The 15,883-nt window shown below is 33.6% G+C and carries 15 protein-coding genes; 9 read left to right on the top strand and 6 right to left on the bottom strand.

The features are described from left to right. The first annotated feature begins 92 nt into the window (after positions 1-92). From VIX88_RS01725 to pheA, 3 genes are read left to right on the top strand one after another with little or no spacing between them, the layout of a single operon-like run. Positions 93-1,574: a potassium/proton antiporter gene (locus VIX88_RS01725; RefSeq protein ID WP_064970182.1), complete on the top strand. Its 1,482-nt coding sequence runs from the start codon at positions 93-95 to the stop codon at positions 1,572-1,574. A gap of 3 nt (positions 1,575-1,577) precedes the next feature. Then, positions 1,578-2,396, top strand: a complete 819-nt coding sequence (locus VIX88_RS01720; protein WP_064964677.1) for a universal stress protein — start codon at positions 1,578-1,580, stop codon at positions 2,394-2,396. Positions 2,397-2,413: 17 nt separating this feature from the next. Next, complete coding sequence (gene pheA, locus VIX88_RS01715; protein ID WP_064970183.1) at positions 2,414-3,256, top strand: prephenate dehydratase; 843 nt, start codon at positions 2,414-2,416, stop codon at positions 3,254-3,256. Positions 3,257-3,320: 64 nt separating this feature from the next. Here pheA and map read toward each other — a convergent pair whose 3' ends face one another. Next, complete coding sequence (map, locus tag VIX88_RS01710) at positions 3,321-4,130, bottom strand: type I methionyl aminopeptidase (RefSeq protein ID WP_064970184.1); 810 nt, start codon at positions 4,128-4,130, stop codon at positions 3,321-3,323. A 23-nt stretch (positions 4,131-4,153) separates the two neighbouring features. Further along, positions 4,154-4,585 carry a BT0820 family HAD-type phosphatase gene (locus tag VIX88_RS01705; RefSeq protein ID WP_004918783.1) on the bottom strand — a complete coding sequence of 144 codons (432 nt, stop codon included), beginning with the start codon at positions 4,583-4,585 and terminating at the stop codon, positions 4,154-4,156. Between the two features lie 102 nt (positions 4,586-4,687). Between VIX88_RS01705 and VIX88_RS01700 the strand changes: the two genes are divergently transcribed. Next, on the top strand, positions 4,688-5,116 hold the full coding sequence (locus VIX88_RS01700) for a copper resistance protein NlpE (RefSeq protein ID WP_064970185.1): 429 nt from the start codon (positions 4,688-4,690) through the stop codon (positions 5,114-5,116). A 24-nt stretch (positions 5,117-5,140) separates the two neighbouring features. Here VIX88_RS01700 and VIX88_RS01695 read toward each other — a convergent pair whose 3' ends face one another. Both VIX88_RS01695 and pyrF read right to left on the bottom strand, forming a co-directional pair. Continuing rightward, complete coding sequence (locus tag VIX88_RS01695; protein ID WP_214193973.1) at positions 5,141-7,939, bottom strand: aminopeptidase; 2,799 nt, start codon at positions 7,937-7,939, stop codon at positions 5,141-5,143. Positions 7,940-8,031: 92 nt separating this feature from the next. Then, positions 8,032-9,390, bottom strand: a complete 1,359-nt coding sequence (gene pyrF / locus VIX88_RS01690) for an orotidine-5'-phosphate decarboxylase (protein WP_185114015.1) — start codon at positions 9,388-9,390, stop codon at positions 8,032-8,034. A 154-nt stretch (positions 9,391-9,544) separates the two neighbouring features. Here pyrF and VIX88_RS01685 point away from each other — a divergent pair, with 154 nt between their 5' ends. From VIX88_RS01685 to purN, 3 genes are all read left to right on the top strand, one after another. Beyond that, complete coding sequence (locus VIX88_RS01685; protein WP_064970188.1) at positions 9,545-10,567, top strand: 3-oxoacyl-ACP synthase III family protein; 1,023 nt, start codon at positions 9,545-9,547, stop codon at positions 10,565-10,567. Positions 10,568-10,700: 133 nt separating this feature from the next. Continuing rightward, positions 10,701-11,690, top strand: a complete 990-nt coding sequence (gene purM, locus VIX88_RS01680) for a phosphoribosylformylglycinamidine cyclo-ligase (protein WP_064970189.1) — start codon at positions 10,701-10,703, stop codon at positions 11,688-11,690. Positions 11,691-11,702: 12 nt separating this feature from the next. Continuing rightward, complete coding sequence (purN, locus tag VIX88_RS01675; protein WP_214193972.1) at positions 11,703-12,263, top strand: phosphoribosylglycinamide formyltransferase; 561 nt, start codon at positions 11,703-11,705, stop codon at positions 12,261-12,263. A 35-nt stretch (positions 12,264-12,298) separates the two neighbouring features. On the opposite strand, the gene VIX88_RS01670 is transcribed toward purN, so the two are convergent. After that, positions 12,299-13,420, bottom strand: coding sequence for an ATP-binding protein (locus tag VIX88_RS01670; protein WP_064970191.1), 1,122 nt, complete (start codon positions 13,418-13,420; stop codon positions 12,299-12,301). Positions 13,421-13,561: 141 nt separating this feature from the next. Here VIX88_RS01670 and VIX88_RS01665 point away from each other — a divergent pair, with 141 nt between their 5' ends. Both VIX88_RS01665 and VIX88_RS01660 read left to right on the top strand, forming a co-directional pair. Further along, positions 13,562-14,833: a hypothetical protein gene (locus VIX88_RS01665; RefSeq protein WP_064970192.1), complete on the top strand. Its 1,272-nt coding sequence runs from the start codon at positions 13,562-13,564 to the stop codon at positions 14,831-14,833. A gap of 18 nt (positions 14,834-14,851) precedes the next feature. Then, positions 14,852-15,445: a hypothetical protein gene (locus tag VIX88_RS01660; RefSeq protein WP_014938877.1), complete on the top strand. Its 594-nt coding sequence runs from the start codon at positions 14,852-14,854 to the stop codon at positions 15,443-15,445. A 46-nt stretch (positions 15,446-15,491) separates the two neighbouring features. Here VIX88_RS01660 and VIX88_RS01655 read toward each other — a convergent pair whose 3' ends face one another. Next, on the bottom strand, positions 15,492-15,881 hold the full coding sequence (locus VIX88_RS01655) for an orotate phosphoribosyltransferase (protein WP_064970193.1): 390 nt from the start codon (positions 15,879-15,881) through the stop codon (positions 15,492-15,494). Positions 15,882-15,883 lie beyond the last annotated feature (2 nt).

Raw genomic sequence — 15,883 nt, 5'->3', positions numbered from 1 at the left:
TAATGTATTGTTTAAGTGTTGATTACTAGAATAGTTGTTTTTTAAGCTGTATTTCTGTATCTTTGCTTGAATAGGAAAATTTTGCAGAATAAATGGCTTTAACGACGGAAAATATATTACTTATTGGTTCTATACTACTTTTCATAAGTATCATTGTTGGAAAAACATCATATAAATTTGGAGTACCTACATTGCTGTTATTTTTGGCTATAGGTATGTTGGCTGGGTCTGATGGTTTTGGAGGAATTCATTTTGATAATTCTAAAACGGCTCAATTTATAGGGATAGTTTCTCTTAATTTTATACTATTTTCGGGAGGTTTAGACACTAATTGGAAATCCATAAAACCCGTCATAAAAGAAGGTTTGGTGTTATCTACGGTAGGCGTTTTACTTACAGCATTATGTTTGGGGCTATTCGTATGGTATGTTACAGATTTTACCATCTATGAGAGTATGCTTTTAGGGTCGATAGTGTCTTCCACAGATGCAGCTGCAGTATTTTCTATTCTTAGGTCAAAGAATTTGGCATTAAGAACTAATCTTAGACCAACTCTAGAGCTGGAAAGTGGTAGTAATGACCCGATGGCGTATGTGCTCACAATAGCTTTCTTAACCTTAGTTATCAATCAAGACCAAAGTATAACTTCTATTATACCGTTGTTTTTTAGACAAATGATAATAGGTGGTATTGCGGGGATTTTGTTTGGGAAATTAAGTAAGTTTATTATAAATAATATTAAACTAGGTTTTGAGGGACTTTATCTAGTTTTAGTAATAGCCATTATGTTTATTGTATTCTCTGCGACAGATGCAATAGATGGTAATGGGTTCTTGGCTATTTATATATGTGCGGTGTATTTAGGTAATCAAGATATTATCTACAAGAATACCATTCTAGGAATGTATGACGGTTTGGCTTGGCTTATGCAAATTGTTCTGTTCCTTACTTTGGGGCTTTTGGTTTATCCAACTCAAATAGTTCCTTACATAGGTATAGGTTTAGTAATATCATTGTTTTTAATACTAGTAGCTCGTCCAGCAAGTGTGCTTATTAGTCTCGCCTTTTTCAAAATGAAAATGAGAAGAAGACTTTATATATCATGGGTAGGACTTAGAGGTGCAGTACCTATCGTATTTGCAACTTACCCTTTATTAGCAGGGATAGATAAAGCTCACATTATCTTTAATATTGTATTCTTTATATCAGTTACCTCTGTTCTTATTCAAGGGACTACGCTTTCCATTTTTGCTAAATGGCTTAATGTAGCATTACCAGAGGAAGAAAAGAAAAATATAGTAGAAGAAGACGAAAGCGAAATGGCAAACATTCCTAAATCTCTTTTGCAAGAATATAATATAGAGCCAGATTATTATGCTAAAGAAAAACGAATAGTAGATTTACATTTTCCTAAGTCAGCGTTTATAGTGATGATAAAGAGGGAAGGGAAGTATCTTCGCCCAGGAGGTTCTACCGCTATAAAAGAAAATGATACTCTTATTGTTTTAGCAAATAAGAATAGTGATTTGGAAGAAGTAAAACAATGTTTGCGTAACCCAATAAATACAGGATAGCATATGAAAAAACGAATTATTGTATTAGTAGATTTTTCCGAATATTCTGAAAACTTATTGAAATATGCCAGTGATTGGGGAAGCAAGGTTGATGTAGAACTGGTATTAGTTCATCAGAACAATGTGTTGGTACCAGCATTGGCAGATATACAAGATAGAAACAAAATTATTAGAAATTCTAATGCGGAAGCCTTTGATAAACTTAGAGGTTTTGTCAAACCTATTATATCATCTACTTTAGAGGTTTCTTATTTAGCTTCGGAATTAGACTTGCAAGAAATATTAGAAAAGTTACTGAGTGAACCATATCATAATATGATTCTTCTAGGAACAAAAAATGCAGGTATTTTAAAGAAAATATTTTTAGGAAGTAAAGCTGTACATATAATTGATAAAATTAAAAATAGTGTTGTTGTGCTTCCAGGGGAAATTGATTCATTCTCCGTAAATAGAATATTTGTAGCAGTAAAGCAGAAGTATCCGCTGAATATTCTAGAACTGAACCATTTTTTGAAGTTTGTAAATGAAAAAGAAACACAAATTGTTTTTTTCTATATAGCGAAGCCAGAAGAAAATGTGGAAGAACACAAAAGAAATTTGGAGAAATTAGTAGAACTTTATGCTGAAAATTACCAAGCAGACTATGCTATATATGAGTCTAATGTTCCCTCTGAAGGAATAAAGAAAGTCATCAATAATAATGAAACGGAAATTCTTGTATTACAGAAAGGGAATAGATTTGTAACAGACCATATATTTAGGAAGTTTTTAGTTAACGAGTTGGTATATGTAGGTGATATTCCACTGGTAGTGTTACCTTAGAATAGAGTAATCATAATATGAAAATAGCGTTTTTAGGACCACAGGCTTCTTTCACTCAGTTAGCTGCCTCTCAGGTTTTTTTGAATGAGGAGTTATTGCCTCAAACCAGTATATTAGACTGTTTTATAGCCTTAGACGAGGGTAAAGTAGATAAAATTGTAGTTCCTTTAGAAAATTCCATAGAGGGTACCGTTTCAGTAACTCTGGATTATTTATACGATTTTAAAGATATTGCTATCAATACGGAGGTAGTGATGCCTATTTCTCATCATTTAATGGTACACCCTAATAATACTTCGGTAGAGAATATTATTTCTCACCCACAGGCATTAGCCCAAACTTTTCATTTTAGAAGAAATCAATTCAAAGAAATTTTGACCACAGATTATACTTCTACAGCAGCGGCGGCAAAACTAGTTTCAGAAAATCCAAATGAACCTTGGGCAGCGGTTGCGAATACTTATGCAGCAAAGCTTTATAACCTTAAAATTTTACACTCTAACATACAGGATTTTGAACAAAATCATACTCGCTTTGTGGTGGTTTCAAAGAGAGGAGAGAATAAGTTAGAGCTACCGTATCAGTCTTTAGCTCAAAAATCCAGTTTATTGGTTACTTTACCAACGGACTATGCTGGAGGATTACATCAGATTTTATCGGTATTTGCGTGGCGTAAGATGAATTTATCTAAAATAGAAAGTCGAACTCTAAAAACAGGACTTGGTAATTATTTCTTCTTTATCAATGTTGTGGGAGATTGGGGAAATATCCTTTATCAAAATGCATTGGAAGAATTAGAGTCTATAGGAGTTAAAGTTAAATTTCTAGGCGATTATAACGAGTATCTTTTAGAAGGCTAGGAAAAAATTGATGACAAAAATAAAAAGCGGTTTGATTTTTTGTCAAACCGCTTTTTATTTTTATTTAAAAATCCATATTAAAAGGTTCTTCTTCTGAACTACTGATACCGAGAGCTTCATAAATATATTTAAAGGTAGAGAGTAAAACAGGTTTCCCTCCAATGATACATACATTATGTTCAAAGTGTGCTGAAGGAAGGTTATCTTTAGTAGTTACCGTCCAGCCATCGCTATGGAAAACTACTTCGTGAGTTCCCATGTTAATCATGGGTTCTATAGCTAGAGCAATACCGTCTTTTAATACCTTTCCACTTCCTTTTCTGCCGTAGTTAGGTACTTGTGGGTCTTCGTGCATTTTTTTGCCTAAGCCATGCCCTACAAGTTCTCTCACCACACCATAACCATGAGCCTCGCAATGGCTTTGTATAGCGTGAGATATATCACCAACGCGTTTTCCTCTTACGCATTGTTCTATCCCTTTGTATAAAGATTCTTTGGTTACTTTTAATAATTTTTTTGTTTCTGGAGTTACTTCTCCTACTTCAAAAGAGTAAGCGTGGTCGCCGTAAAATCCATTCATATAGACGCCACAATCTACAGAAAGTATATCGCCCTCTTTAAGAGGAGTATCATTAGGAATACCGTGTACCACCTCTGAATTTGGCGAAATACAAAGATTTTTAGGAAAGCCATACATTCCTAGGAAAGCAGGTTCGCCGCCGTGGTCTTTGATGTATTCCGCTGCTAGAGTATCTAAATAATTGGTGGTAACGCCTGGTTTTATTTCCTTTGCCAACATACCCAAAGTTTTAGAAACCAGTTGGGCACTCTCCTTCATCAATCTTAGCTCCTCAATCGTCTTAAGCTGTATCATAAATGATTATTTTTACGAACTTTTTACCAAAAAAGCCCTTTTTTCTTTTCTTTTTTTAGTTTAGAATAGGCTAAAACTTCTTTCCCTTCTACTCTGAATTCTATTTTATCTTTAATGATATTATAAACTTCGCCCCAACCTGGGAAACCACCAAGGTTTCTATCATCAATAAATAAATCTGCATCAAGCTTTCTACTTTGTGTAGCACTATCAAAAACTTCTCCTTCAAAACTTGAGTTGATAGCATAAAATTCTAGTCCATGTTTTCTGCAGAATTCTACGGCTTCGTCTAGAGCTTTTCCGCTACGGTAAGTCCATAGTATTAGTCTATAGCCTTCCATTTGGAGTTTTTTTAGAGTTTCAAATGCAAAAACTTTAGGCTTACCTATTCCTGGGTAAGCGTCTTCTACAATAGTGCCATCAAAATCTATGGCTAATTTTTTATTGTTAAGCATAACTTAGGTATTAAAATCTTAATAAGCTACAAATATAGTTATAAATGTAGATTTTTTGAATATTTTAGTCTATTTTTGGATATAAATAAAATTAGAAGTAAAATGAAAAATTTTGGTATTGCTATTTTGGTTTTAGGAGCATTGGTATCTTGTAATAAAAAAGAAAATGAAAAAAACTCTGTAAATCATACTTCATCAGAGGTAGTTCAAGAAAGTGTTACTGATAAAAATGAAACTACTGAAACTTATGAAGGAGTATTTCCTTGTGCTGATTGTGATGGGATTAAGGTTACTCTGACTTTAAACCAAAAAGACTGGTCTTATCACATGACTTCAGATTATATGGATAAGGAAAAGTTAGAAAACAACGGAACTTTTACATGGGATGTTACCAAAAAATTCATTACACTCACCGATGGAGAAGATGCTGAGGAACAACAGGTATTCTATGTTTCGGACAAGGGTTTATTTCTAGTTCCAGAAGTTGGTTCTAAAGATATTAAAGAAGATTATCAACTTACAAAGAAATAAAATTTAATATAAATTTTTCCGTATTTAAAACCAACCTCTCCTAAGTTGGTTTACTACTGCATTTAGGTTGAAATTAAACATAAATCTAATCCTTTTAGAGTAGTCTTTAAAAGAAGGCTCAAACCCTAAAGATGATTGGATAGGGAAGTAAATTTCAAATAAATCAGGAATAACTTTTAGACTTGCACCCGTATCCCATATAAAGTGTGGAGATTGGTTTTTATTTTTATACAATCCTACATCTGCGTATACGCTAAAGAAACGGAACGAATGTAAGTCTATATTAACACTGTTTATCCATTGGTTTGCGGTATCATTTATAGCAGACTTAAACGCTCCTTCTGCCATTATAAATTGTCTAGGAGCAAGGTAGTTGCTATTAGTTTGTCTAATGATGCTATAGGTAAATGCATAGTTAGATAAGTAAGAAATTCCAAAATCAAAGTAAGAGTTTCTTGTTTGATTCTGTAAAAAATAGCCTCCAAAAAATCTTAAACTAAGTTTTTTATTTTGTTGATATTCCCATCTGTAAAAGGCTTCTGCTGAAATTTTGCTAAAATCTCCACCTGCTTGGAAATTGGTTGAAAATAGCTTTTCATGTATAGCTTTTCTATCAGAGTAGGTATAATTTATATTGAATAAGCTATACTTATCATAATCGTTCATTTTTTGCATCAATGGACTTAAATCTCTTGTAAGATGCTGAAATGAAGCCCCAAATCTTTGCTCTATTTGACTTCTAGCATCTTTAGGCAAAGTGATATTAGAAAAAATTGTTAGTCTTCTAAAAGCCAAGTCTTTATTATAGTGAAAATACGTAGCATTTGCTCCTATTCTCCAATTTTGAAAAAAACTGTTAGGTGGTAAAATATTATAGGATACTCCTGCTGAGCCAGTAAGTTTATTAGTTCCTGTACTATAGTAAGGCATTACAGAATAAAGGAAAGGCTTGTCTAAAAGATTACTGTTACTTATACGAGCTCCTATAAGTACTTTATCGTAAAAATTATAATTTAAACAAGGTGAAATATAAATTTCCTCATATTCTGGGTCTGGAATATCGGTATAAAATTTTAGTCTTGGCTTTTTCATATTATAGAATATTCCTTTGGTATAGAGATAATTATTCCTAACATTATATTCGGGAAGAAGATAGTCGTCGTTTATTACGATTTTTTCTACATCGGTTTGTGGAATGTAGTAAATTTCTTTCTTTTTGTTCGAAGAATCATACCAATATAGACTATCTTGATTGTCAAAATTTGTAACTTTTAATTGAAATGGTACTTTTTCCTCAGTATTTTTGTGAATATGAACAAGCAGTCCATTTTTTTGTTTTTCAACCTTTTTAATTTTGAAATCTAATCTGTTTTTTTTCCTGATGAAATTAGCTGCAAAATTTGTAGAATATTTGGATTCAACAATGAGTTGATTTAAGAAATCTTCTTTATTGATAACCGTTCCGTTATGTTCTGATAAATATCTTTTTAAAAAATTATTAAACTGATTTACGCCCATTTTTTCGGCAATAAAGTTGAACAAACTTCCAGCTTCCATTTGGCTTACTGCCATCGTATTAAAGTTACTCATTAGTTGGAGTGGAGTGTCTATTGGCTGGTCTAGATTTTGGCTAGTAATGTATTGATAAGTAATCCCATACCGCTCTGTAAGCTTAAGTTTAGAAGCATTACTCCATTTTAGAGGGCTTATTTTGAAAAGAGTGAGTTTATCAGGTAATTGTCCTAAGAGTTTTTCATCGTTATAAACGGTCTTTAGATATCTTATTTCTAAGTATGTTTTTAGTCCGTTTTCAATCCAATGGGCATTAAGATTATCCGTTTGTAAAAGATGTTCTACACACTTCTTTGAAATGATGGAGAAGTAATTAAGATCAGTTTTTTGAGCATCGCTGAACATTTTAAACTTAAACTTTCCTAACTTAAAATCATCAATTCCTGTAAAGTTATTTTCGTTTTTAGTTCTTTCACTTATGAGTATTTTGTTAGGTAATTTACCTAAACTTTCTTCTATGAAATTGAGCTGAAGCGGCACATAAAAATAGAGCGATTGTTTTTCCTCTTGTTTTACAGGATAGGCAAACTCTACTAAAGTATTTTTGTAGATTATTGTGAAATTTTCCTCACTATTTTTTAATGAAATTACAAATTCAGGGTCTGTATTTAGAGTTCCTGTAAAGTGGTTTGGCTGAACTTCTTGCAGATTGCTACTTGCTTTAAGTAGAGGGTTATCTAATTGTACGTTCCAAAAAACACCTATATATTGTTTTTCGTCCAAATTTTGGAAATGTCTTGGTGTATAGCTGGTATTAGGAACCAGAAAGAAATACTTTAGTAAAGCTTTTTCTTTTTCTGAATCCCAGCCTATGCCTGTGTATTTGGAGTGTGGAAGTTGTAGTTCGTAGATTAGATTCAGTTCTATTTTATTATCTCTACTTTTGATATTTTCTAATGGAATAGTAATAATTTCTTGGTCAAGATTGGTATATTTTTCGCCGTTGATACTTAAACCTTTTAGATAGCCTCTATCTTTTGGTTTGGAGAAATAGAGGTCAGTTTTTCGAGCTTCTAGCATTCTTTTAGCTAGGGTGGTGTTTTTAGGTTGATAAGCTGCTGTCCAGTTTAGAAGCTGAATACTATTTGAATTTTCGTTTTGATAGTGAACGATTTTTTGATTGATAGTAACTCTATTTTCTTTCGTTTCGGGAAAGGAAACTTTAACCCAAACACTATCTTGCTGAGCTTTTACAGCACAACTTAGAATAAAAAATAAAAATATTAGAATAGATGATAATGCTTTTTTCACAACTTAAAATGTAGCCAAAGATACATTTTTAGATGATATAAAAAGAAAAAAAGAGCTGTCATAGATATTTCTATAATAGCTCTTTGCGATTATTATAACGATTCTTGATAAGCCTTCCAACCCTCTATTTTATACTTTAGAGAAGCTTGTTCTGCATCATCAGATTTGTAAATACCTCTACCTACGATTATAAAATCGGTATGGAGTTTTTTAAAGGCGTGTTCAGGCGTGTTGTATTGCTGTCCTTTAGAATCGCCTTTGTCTTCAAGATTAATACCTGGTGTGAAAAGAAGCATCTCTTCAGGTAAAGCATCTTGAGAAACGCCACCTATAACATTAGGGTGCGTTTGTGCAATTTTAATAGCTTTCTCACGGTAGTTAGCATCTGTAAGTGTACCTTCGGAGGACATTCCTAAAATGGCAATCACACCCGAATTTAAGAAATAATCTAATGAAGAAGCTCCACCAATCACTTGTGAAGTAATTAAATTCGCCCAAGACGAAATGCGATACACTCCATAAGAATACTGTAGCTCTTGAGTATTACCAATATCCGCAAATTTTCGGTCTTCCATCAATAAGAAATTATGCTTTTGTGCTAAATCTTTGAGCGGAAGTATGGTATTGTCAAAATCAAAATCGGTGATGATGTCAATGTGCGTTTTTAAAGCGACGATATTAGGTCCTACCTTGTCAGCAAAGTCTAGTAGTTCCTTAGTTGTAATAACATCAGCAGAAGCTATAAGGTTAGATTGTTTTTCTAAGGCTATTTCTAATAATCTTTTGGCAACAGGCTGTTTAGCGTGAGCTATTTTAGACTCATAAGAAATTCTTTTTTTCTCCTGAAACTGAATAGGATTTCCGTCTAAAAACTGATTTATTTGCGTTATTTCCTCTGCCGACAATAAGTCTTCTTTGTAAAGCATTTCGCATACTTCTCTTATTCCAAATAGTGTATGCACACGGTAGCCTTGCTTTTCTAACAGTTCTTTTCCACCTTGTTCTCTGTCTAGCACTACTACAATATCGGTTACTTTAATCCCTTCTTTTTCAACTTCAGGGATAGTTTCAAGTAAAGATTTACCGCTGGTAATCACATCTTCTACTAAAAGGCATTTTTGCCCTTCTTTATAAATTCCTTCTATCAGTTTTTTAGTACCATAGGCTTTAGCTTCCTTTCTTTTAATTATGAGCGGTATTTCACTCTCTAAAGACATTGCTGTTGCCATAGGTAGAGCAGCATAAGGTACGCCACAGATCAACTCTGTATCTTGTGTATCTGTAAGATTCAAGAGGTAAGAAGCTAGTTTTTTAAGAATTTTAGGGTCGGAAGCTAATGGTCTTAAATCCACATAAAATGGACTTTCTATACCACTTTTTAGTGTAAACTTTCCAAAGTTAATAATTCCTAGTTGATAGCACTCTAGGAAAAAGTCTTTTTTTAGATTCATTAGATTAGGTTTTTGCAAATTTAATATTTTAGACCTAAACCTAAAAATTTTCATTAAACGCTTTAGTATAACCTATTTTAGTATTTAGACTAAATAATTAAACATTTTGAGAGTTACTTTCAAAAGTATTATTTTTGTCGCTTTAAATTGAACTATGCAAAGAAGTGTTATAAGAGGATTGGGTTATTATGTTCCTGATAATGTAGTAACTAATGATGATTTGTCAAAACTAATGACCACGAGTGATGAGTGGATAACGGAGAGAACGGGGATTAAAGAAAGAAGACATCGTAAAAATAGATGTGATGCAGAAGAAACTACGGCTTATCTAGGTTTTAAGGCTGCAGAAAAAGCAATTAAAAATGCAGGATTGGAGGCTAAGGATATAGATTATATTATCTTTGCTACACTATCGCCTGATTATTATTTCCCTGGTTGTGGAGTGCTTTTGCAAGAAATGTTAGGCTGCAATACAATAGGAGCTTTAGATGTTAGAAACCAATGCTCTGGTTTTGTTTATGCTATGAGTGTAGCAGATGCTTTTATAAAAGCGAATGTTTATAAAAACATATTAGTGGTAGGTGCAGAAATACACTCTTTTGGATTAGATTTTTCTGATGAAGGTAGAGGAGTTTCAGTTATTTTTGGAGATGGGGCAGGGGCAATGGTGTTATCAGCTGCTAACTCTGAAGAGTCAGGAAATGTTTTAGCGGTTAATATGCATTCTGAAGGAAAATATGCAGAGGAATTAGCAGTGAAATTCCCAGGTACTAAATATGGCTGGAGCGACCGTTTAATAAACGATGCAGATGCCATCACTAAGCAAGAGTTATATCCTTATATGAATGGTAACTTTGTATTTAAACACGCGGTTACTCGTTTCCCCGAAAGTATTTTGGAAGCATTGGATAAAGCAGGGAAAAAAGTAGAAGATTTAGATATATTGATACCACACCAAGCCAATATTAGAATTGCACAGTATGTTCAGCAATTACTTAAATTGCCTGAAGATAAGGTGTTTATCAATATACAGAAATATGGTAATACAACGGCTGCTTCTATTCCGATTGCTCTTTGCGAAGCTGTAGAAGAAGGAAGAATAAAAAGAGGTGATTTGGTTTGCCTTGCGGCTTTTGGTAGTGGGTTTACGTGGGGAAGTGTCTTATTTGAGTACTAATCAGATACTCTTTAATACATTAAAATTAAGGCTTGAAATAGATATACATTTCAAGCCTTTTTATTTGGTGCATTACTAAATAATTTCTCGTTTTTCATTATATTTGTGGACTAATAAAAATAAAAAGTTAAAAATGAGTAATACTTACAAATCTGCTGGTGTAGATAAGGAAGAAGGGTACAAAACCGTAGATAAAATAAAATCTGCCGTAGCTGAAACTCACAACAAAAATGTACTTAATAATTTAGGGAGTTTTGGTGCATTTTATGAAATTTCTAACTATAAAAATCCTGTTTTAGTAAGTGGTACAGATGGGGTAGGAACAAAACTAAAAATCGCTTTAGATACCAAACAGTATTCATCTATAGGGATAGATTGTTTTGCGATGTGTGCCAATGATATTTTGTGTCATGGCGCTCAGCCTTTGTTCTTTTTAGACTATTTGGCTTGCGGAAAGTTAGATGCAGATGTAGCCGCAGAAATAGTTTTAGGAATGGTAAAGGCTTGTAAGGATAACAATTGTGCTTTGATTGGTGGTGAAACTGCGGAAATGCCCGGTATGTACCAAGTAGGCGATTATGATGTAGCAGGTTTTTGTGTAGGAGTTGTAGAGAAAGACCAAATTATAGATGGTTCTAAAATTGAAAAAGGTCAGACCATTATTGCTTTTCCAAGTTCTGGTTTCCATTCTAACGGTTTTTCTTTAGTGAGAAAAGTCTTCCCTGATTTTTATGAAGAGTTCAATGGAGAGCCTATTTATAAGACTCTTTTAGAACCTACAAGGTTATACTATCAGCCTATTCATAAACTAATGAAAGAGGTAGATTTAAAAGGAATTGCACACATTACAGGTGGCGGACTTATAGAGAATGTTCCTAGAATTATCCCTGATGGATTATGTGCTAAAATAGATACCTCAAGAATAAAAATCCCTGAAATTATGCTAGAATTAGAGAAAAGAGGTGGTGTGGAAAGAATGGAAATGTTCGGCACATTCAATATGGGAGTGGGTATGATAGTTGTGGTAGATTCAGCGGATAAAGATAAGGTATTATCCCTTGTTGAAGATGCTTATGAGATAGGAGTTATAGAGGAACACTCAGAGAAAATTGTACTACACTAATTATTTTTTAATATGAAAAATATTGTAGTTCTAGTTTCTGGTTCGGGGAGTAACCTCCAAAGACTTATAGAAGCAATAGAAAATGAAGAGATTAGCAATGCTCAAATAAGTATGGTGGTTGCAGATAGAGATTGCTATGGTTTAGAACGAGCTCGTAAATACGGAATAGAAACTTTACTGATTAAAAGAGGGCAAAACTTTTCTTCTGAATTAAAAGAGCGACTTTCTGATGATGTTGATTTAATTGTTCTAGCGGGTTTTCTGTCTATCATAAAATCGCCATTAACCGAAGATTATCAAGGTAAAATGGTTAATTTACACCCCTCATTATTACCAAAATTCGGAGGTAAAGGTATGTGGGGAATGAATGTTCATAAAGCTGTATTAGAAGCAGGAGAGAAGGAAACGGGTGCTACGGTACATTTTGTAACCTCTGGAATAGACGAAGGAGACATTATCTTACAAGATAAAGTTGAAATAACTCCTAATGACACGGCAGAAAGTATCGTTGCTAAAGTACATGAGATAGAATATAAAATCCTACCAAAAGCAGTAGAGATGTTATTGAAATAATGAAAAAGGCGTTACAAAACGCCTTTTTTTAGTTTTTAAGAACTACTTTTATGAATGTACCTTGTTAGTTTAATTCCCATATCCGTCCATAGAATTTTAGCGTTGGCATTTCTGCTAAGGTGATAGTCCGCATCAGAAATCTCAGAAAGGATATCTTCTATATTTGCACCGTGGATAAAGTTAGAAAAAGCTTCCCAATTAAAATTGTTTTTCATTAGTCTTTTATAAACTAAATTTTGAACACCATAATTCTGTAACATTGCCAAGCGAAACATTTCGGCACAGTATTCTAAGAAGTTTTTTTGTTTCTCTCTGTTCCATTCGGAAATGTTTTTAGCCCAAATAATGAGGTCTTTTAATACTTTAGGATTTTTCTTCGCTTGGAAGGCTAATCTTACCCATTGTATAAAATAGTTTTCATACTCCTCGTCAGAATTTTCTGCGGTAATGAGTTTTAAGGCTGTATTATAGTTGCCTTGAGCTTGGTGTAAGACTTCTTTAATTTTATCTTCGTCAGAGGTAAGGAGTCTAATGCTTTCCTCTAAATCTTGTTCTTCAATCCTAGGAACCTGAATGATTTGGCAACGAGAAAGTATCGTTTGGAGCATCACCTCCGAAGAGTTGGCTGTAAGGATAATAATGGTTTTTTCAGTCGGTTCTTCTAGAAATTTAAGGAATTTGTTTGCCGCGTCTTCACGCATTTTATCAGCGTTCCAAATGATGAGTATTTTGGTGCCACCTTCAAAACTTTTAAGGCTAAACTTTTCGCTTTTATCTAGAATTTCATCTACAGAAATATAGAGTTGTTTGTTTTCAGCATTTAGTTGGTTTACCCAGTCGTGATGCTCGGAGTAAGGGTTTTTAAGCATCATCTCTCGCCAAGTGTCAAAGAAAAAACTACTTACAGATTTCCCTTTATCATCTCTAAACACAGGAAAACTAAAATGAACATCTAAATGATTAAGATGCTCCACTTTGGTAGCGGCTTTTTCATTTTCTCTTTTTAAGATTTCTTGGGCGTAGGCTAGAGCTAGAGCTAAAGTCCCGTAGCCATTTTCTCCCAAAAATAATTGAGCATGGCTTACTCTATTATTATCAATGCTTTCTAGTAGAGTTTGCTTAATTTTATTTTGACCAATAACCGCTTCCCAATTCATGTTCCAAAGATACTAAAATCTCTCTATTTTCCAATTTTTTTAGGTTCTGTAACGCCTTAACAAACTTTAACGCCTTTTAAATTTTCTCATTTCATTTATAATTAGGATATTTGCGTTCTGATTAAGATATTTATATAGATAATGAAGAAAATCATTAACGCATCGTTCATCATTTTTGCAGGATTATTGTCTGCACAGAATATAGGTAATTCGCCCTATGCTGCCTTTGGGATAGGAGATACTAAATATGATAATACTGCGGAAATAAGTGCTATGGCAGGGATTTCTACGGCTTATGTTTGGGACTTTAATAATAGTTTTAACTTTAGCAACCCAGCCGCAAATACTAATTTTGGTTTAACGGCTTTTAAAGTACAGGTGAATAATGATAACCAGTACCTTAAGTCTAACTATAACAATCTAGATGTTACTAAGCATTCTTCTTATTTATCTAACATCTCTATAGCATTTCCACTTTCGGAGAAGGTTAAGTTTGGTTTAGGTTATCAGCCTTATAGTTCTAAGCGTTATGATATTCTTTCTCAAACCACAGTGAACGGAAGTGTAACACAGGCTAATTCTTTTGCAGGAGAAGGTACACTCAACACTATTCAGTCTGCTATAGGTTATCAGATTACGCCGTCTTTCTCTTTAGGTTTAAGAAGTAATTTCTACTTTGGGAAGATTATGGATAGAGAAGAAGTAGCTATTTCTGGAGCGGAACTCATCAACGGTTTTGAAACTTCTAGAAAGATAAAAAGTTGGAACTTTACTTTAGGTTCTGTATATCAAAAGAAATTACCTAAAGATAAAAAAATGACGATAGGGGCTACCTACACCTTTGGAAATATGGGGACAATAGATGCCTCTTACCTCAATAGTACTTATTACTACTATGGTAAGGAAAAGGTAGACGAAACGGTGATTTCTAAAGACTCTTATAAAGAGAATAATATTATCCCACAAAGAGCCTCATTAGGGCTTGGTCTAGGGCATGATGCTAAGTGGTTTATTTCAGCTCAAATGGATTATACCAAAGGTGGAGCAGTAAAGTTTTCGGGAGCTCCTGCTACATTTAAAGATGCTTACCGTGTAGCGGTAGGAGGATGGTATCTACCGAACCATAACGATTTTAGAAACTATTTTTCTAGAGTTATCTATCGTTATGGGGCTTATTATGAAAAAGGCAATCTTAACATCAATAATACCAATATCAACGAGTATGGTATCAGCCTTGGAGGAACATTTCCGTTCCAAAATTCTAATGTAATGAGAATGAATGGAATTGATTTAGGAATTGATTTAGGTAAGAGAGGGGCTTTGAGTAATAATCTTATCTCTGAAAGATTTATCAACTTCAAAATAGGGCTTAATTTTGCCGATAAATGGTTTAACAAACGCCAGTACGACTAATATTGGAGTTGGCTATCAATGAAACAAACAATAGCTAAAATATTAACTAAAAGTATAGCTACCCTATCTATGGGGGCTATATTTTTTGTTTCAACCTCTTGCGAGGAAGACCTTACCAAGTACAATCAGAACAAACCGACCAACTTTGCCTCTAGGATTATCTATAACGCAGATATTGTGCAAAGAGATTCTGGAGCGGTAAAAATTAGGTTTAAAGCCCCTCTTTTAGAAGAGTACGAGTTTATAGACACGCCTTATGTGGAAATTAAGAAAGGGCTTTATCTAGAGTTCTATGATAAAAAGAAGCCTAAAGTACCTGGTAAACTATGGGCAAACTATGCCAAAATAATACAAAAAAAGGATTTCTACGAAGCTAAAGGTAATGTAAAAGTCATCAATAACGAGGGACAAACATTTGTAATGCAGTCTATCTATTGGGACAAAAAGAACAATAAAATGTATACCAAAGACACCGTATTTATTACTGATAAAGACGGAAATACCTTTGTGGCTTCTGGAGGAATGAATGCCAAAGACGACTTCTCCGAATATGTTTTGTATAACAATTCTGGAAACTTTAGCGCTAAGGCAATCCCTGAAATGGGGAAATAAAAAAAAACGTCCCAATTAGTATTTTGAGACGGATTAAATTATAGAATTATAACTGTTCTATCTTATCTGTTAAGTTATTGATGAAGTTTTGAAGTGGCTTCTCTACCATCATTTTGATAAAAGGATTAAATTTTCCTTCAAATAAAAGCTGAACTTCTGTTTGGTTTTCGTTGATAGCGTTCATCATTCCTGTAAGACCAAAATCTAAGCTAGAACTAGCAGACTTTAATACTACTTTTTCGCCTTCTTTTACTTTGTCTATTTTAAGGGCGATTTCTGGCATACCTTTAAGCCCGAACTTAAAACCATCAGCTACGGTTTCAAACTTTTTTAATCCCTCAGGCATTAGTTCTTTGTAATCTTCTGGGCGTTTCAACATTTCAGATAGCTGTTTTGCCGATTTATTTACGATAATTTTTCTTCCTTCTAAATTCATTT

Source organism: Riemerella anatipestifer (assembly GCF_035666175.1).
GTDB lineage: Bacteria > Bacteroidota > Bacteroidia > Flavobacteriales > Weeksellaceae > Riemerella > Riemerella anatipestifer_D.
This window is presented reverse-complemented; position numbering and strand designations above follow the sequence as displayed.

Excerpts from the sequence above, each read along its gene's own strand:
- purN (WP_214193972.1), top strand. The coding sequence starts at position 11,703 with ATGAAAAATATTGTAGTTCTAGTTTCTGGTTCGGGGAGTAACCTCCAA.
- VIX88_RS01725 (WP_064970182.1), top strand. The coding sequence starts at position 93 with ATGGCTTTAACGACGGAAAATATATTACTTATTGGTTCTATACTACTT.
- pheA (WP_064970183.1), top strand. The coding sequence starts at position 2,414 with ATGAAAATAGCGTTTTTAGGACCACAGGCTTCTTTCACTCAGTTAGCT.
- VIX88_RS01720 (WP_064964677.1), top strand. The coding sequence starts at position 1,578 with ATGAAAAAACGAATTATTGTATTAGTAGATTTTTCCGAATATTCTGAA.
- VIX88_RS01670 (WP_064970191.1), bottom strand. The coding sequence starts at position 13,420 with ATGAATTGGGAAGCGGTTATTGGTCAAAATAAAATTAAGCAAACTCTA.
- VIX88_RS01705 (WP_004918783.1), bottom strand. The coding sequence starts at position 4,585 with ATGCTTAACAATAAAAAATTAGCCATAGATTTTGATGGCACTATTGTA.
- map (WP_064970184.1), bottom strand. The coding sequence starts at position 4,130 with ATGATACAGCTTAAGACGATTGAGGAGCTAAGATTGATGAAGGAGAGT.
- VIX88_RS01685 (WP_064970188.1), top strand. The coding sequence starts at position 9,545 with ATGCAAAGAAGTGTTATAAGAGGATTGGGTTATTATGTTCCTGATAAT.
- VIX88_RS01655 (WP_064970193.1), bottom strand. The coding sequence starts at position 15,881 with ATGAATTTAGAAGGAAGAAAAATTATCGTAAATAAATCGGCAAAACAG.
- VIX88_RS01665 (WP_064970192.1), top strand. The coding sequence starts at position 13,562 with ATGAAGAAAATCATTAACGCATCGTTCATCATTTTTGCAGGATTATTG.
- purM (WP_064970189.1), top strand. The coding sequence starts at position 10,701 with ATGAGTAATACTTACAAATCTGCTGGTGTAGATAAGGAAGAAGGGTAC.
- VIX88_RS01700 (WP_064970185.1), top strand. The coding sequence starts at position 4,688 with ATGAAAAATTTTGGTATTGCTATTTTGGTTTTAGGAGCATTGGTATCT.
- pyrF (WP_185114015.1), bottom strand. The coding sequence starts at position 9,390 with ATGAATCTAAAAAAAGACTTTTTCCTAGAGTGCTATCAACTAGGAATT.
- VIX88_RS01660 (WP_014938877.1), top strand. The coding sequence starts at position 14,852 with ATGAAACAAACAATAGCTAAAATATTAACTAAAAGTATAGCTACCCTA.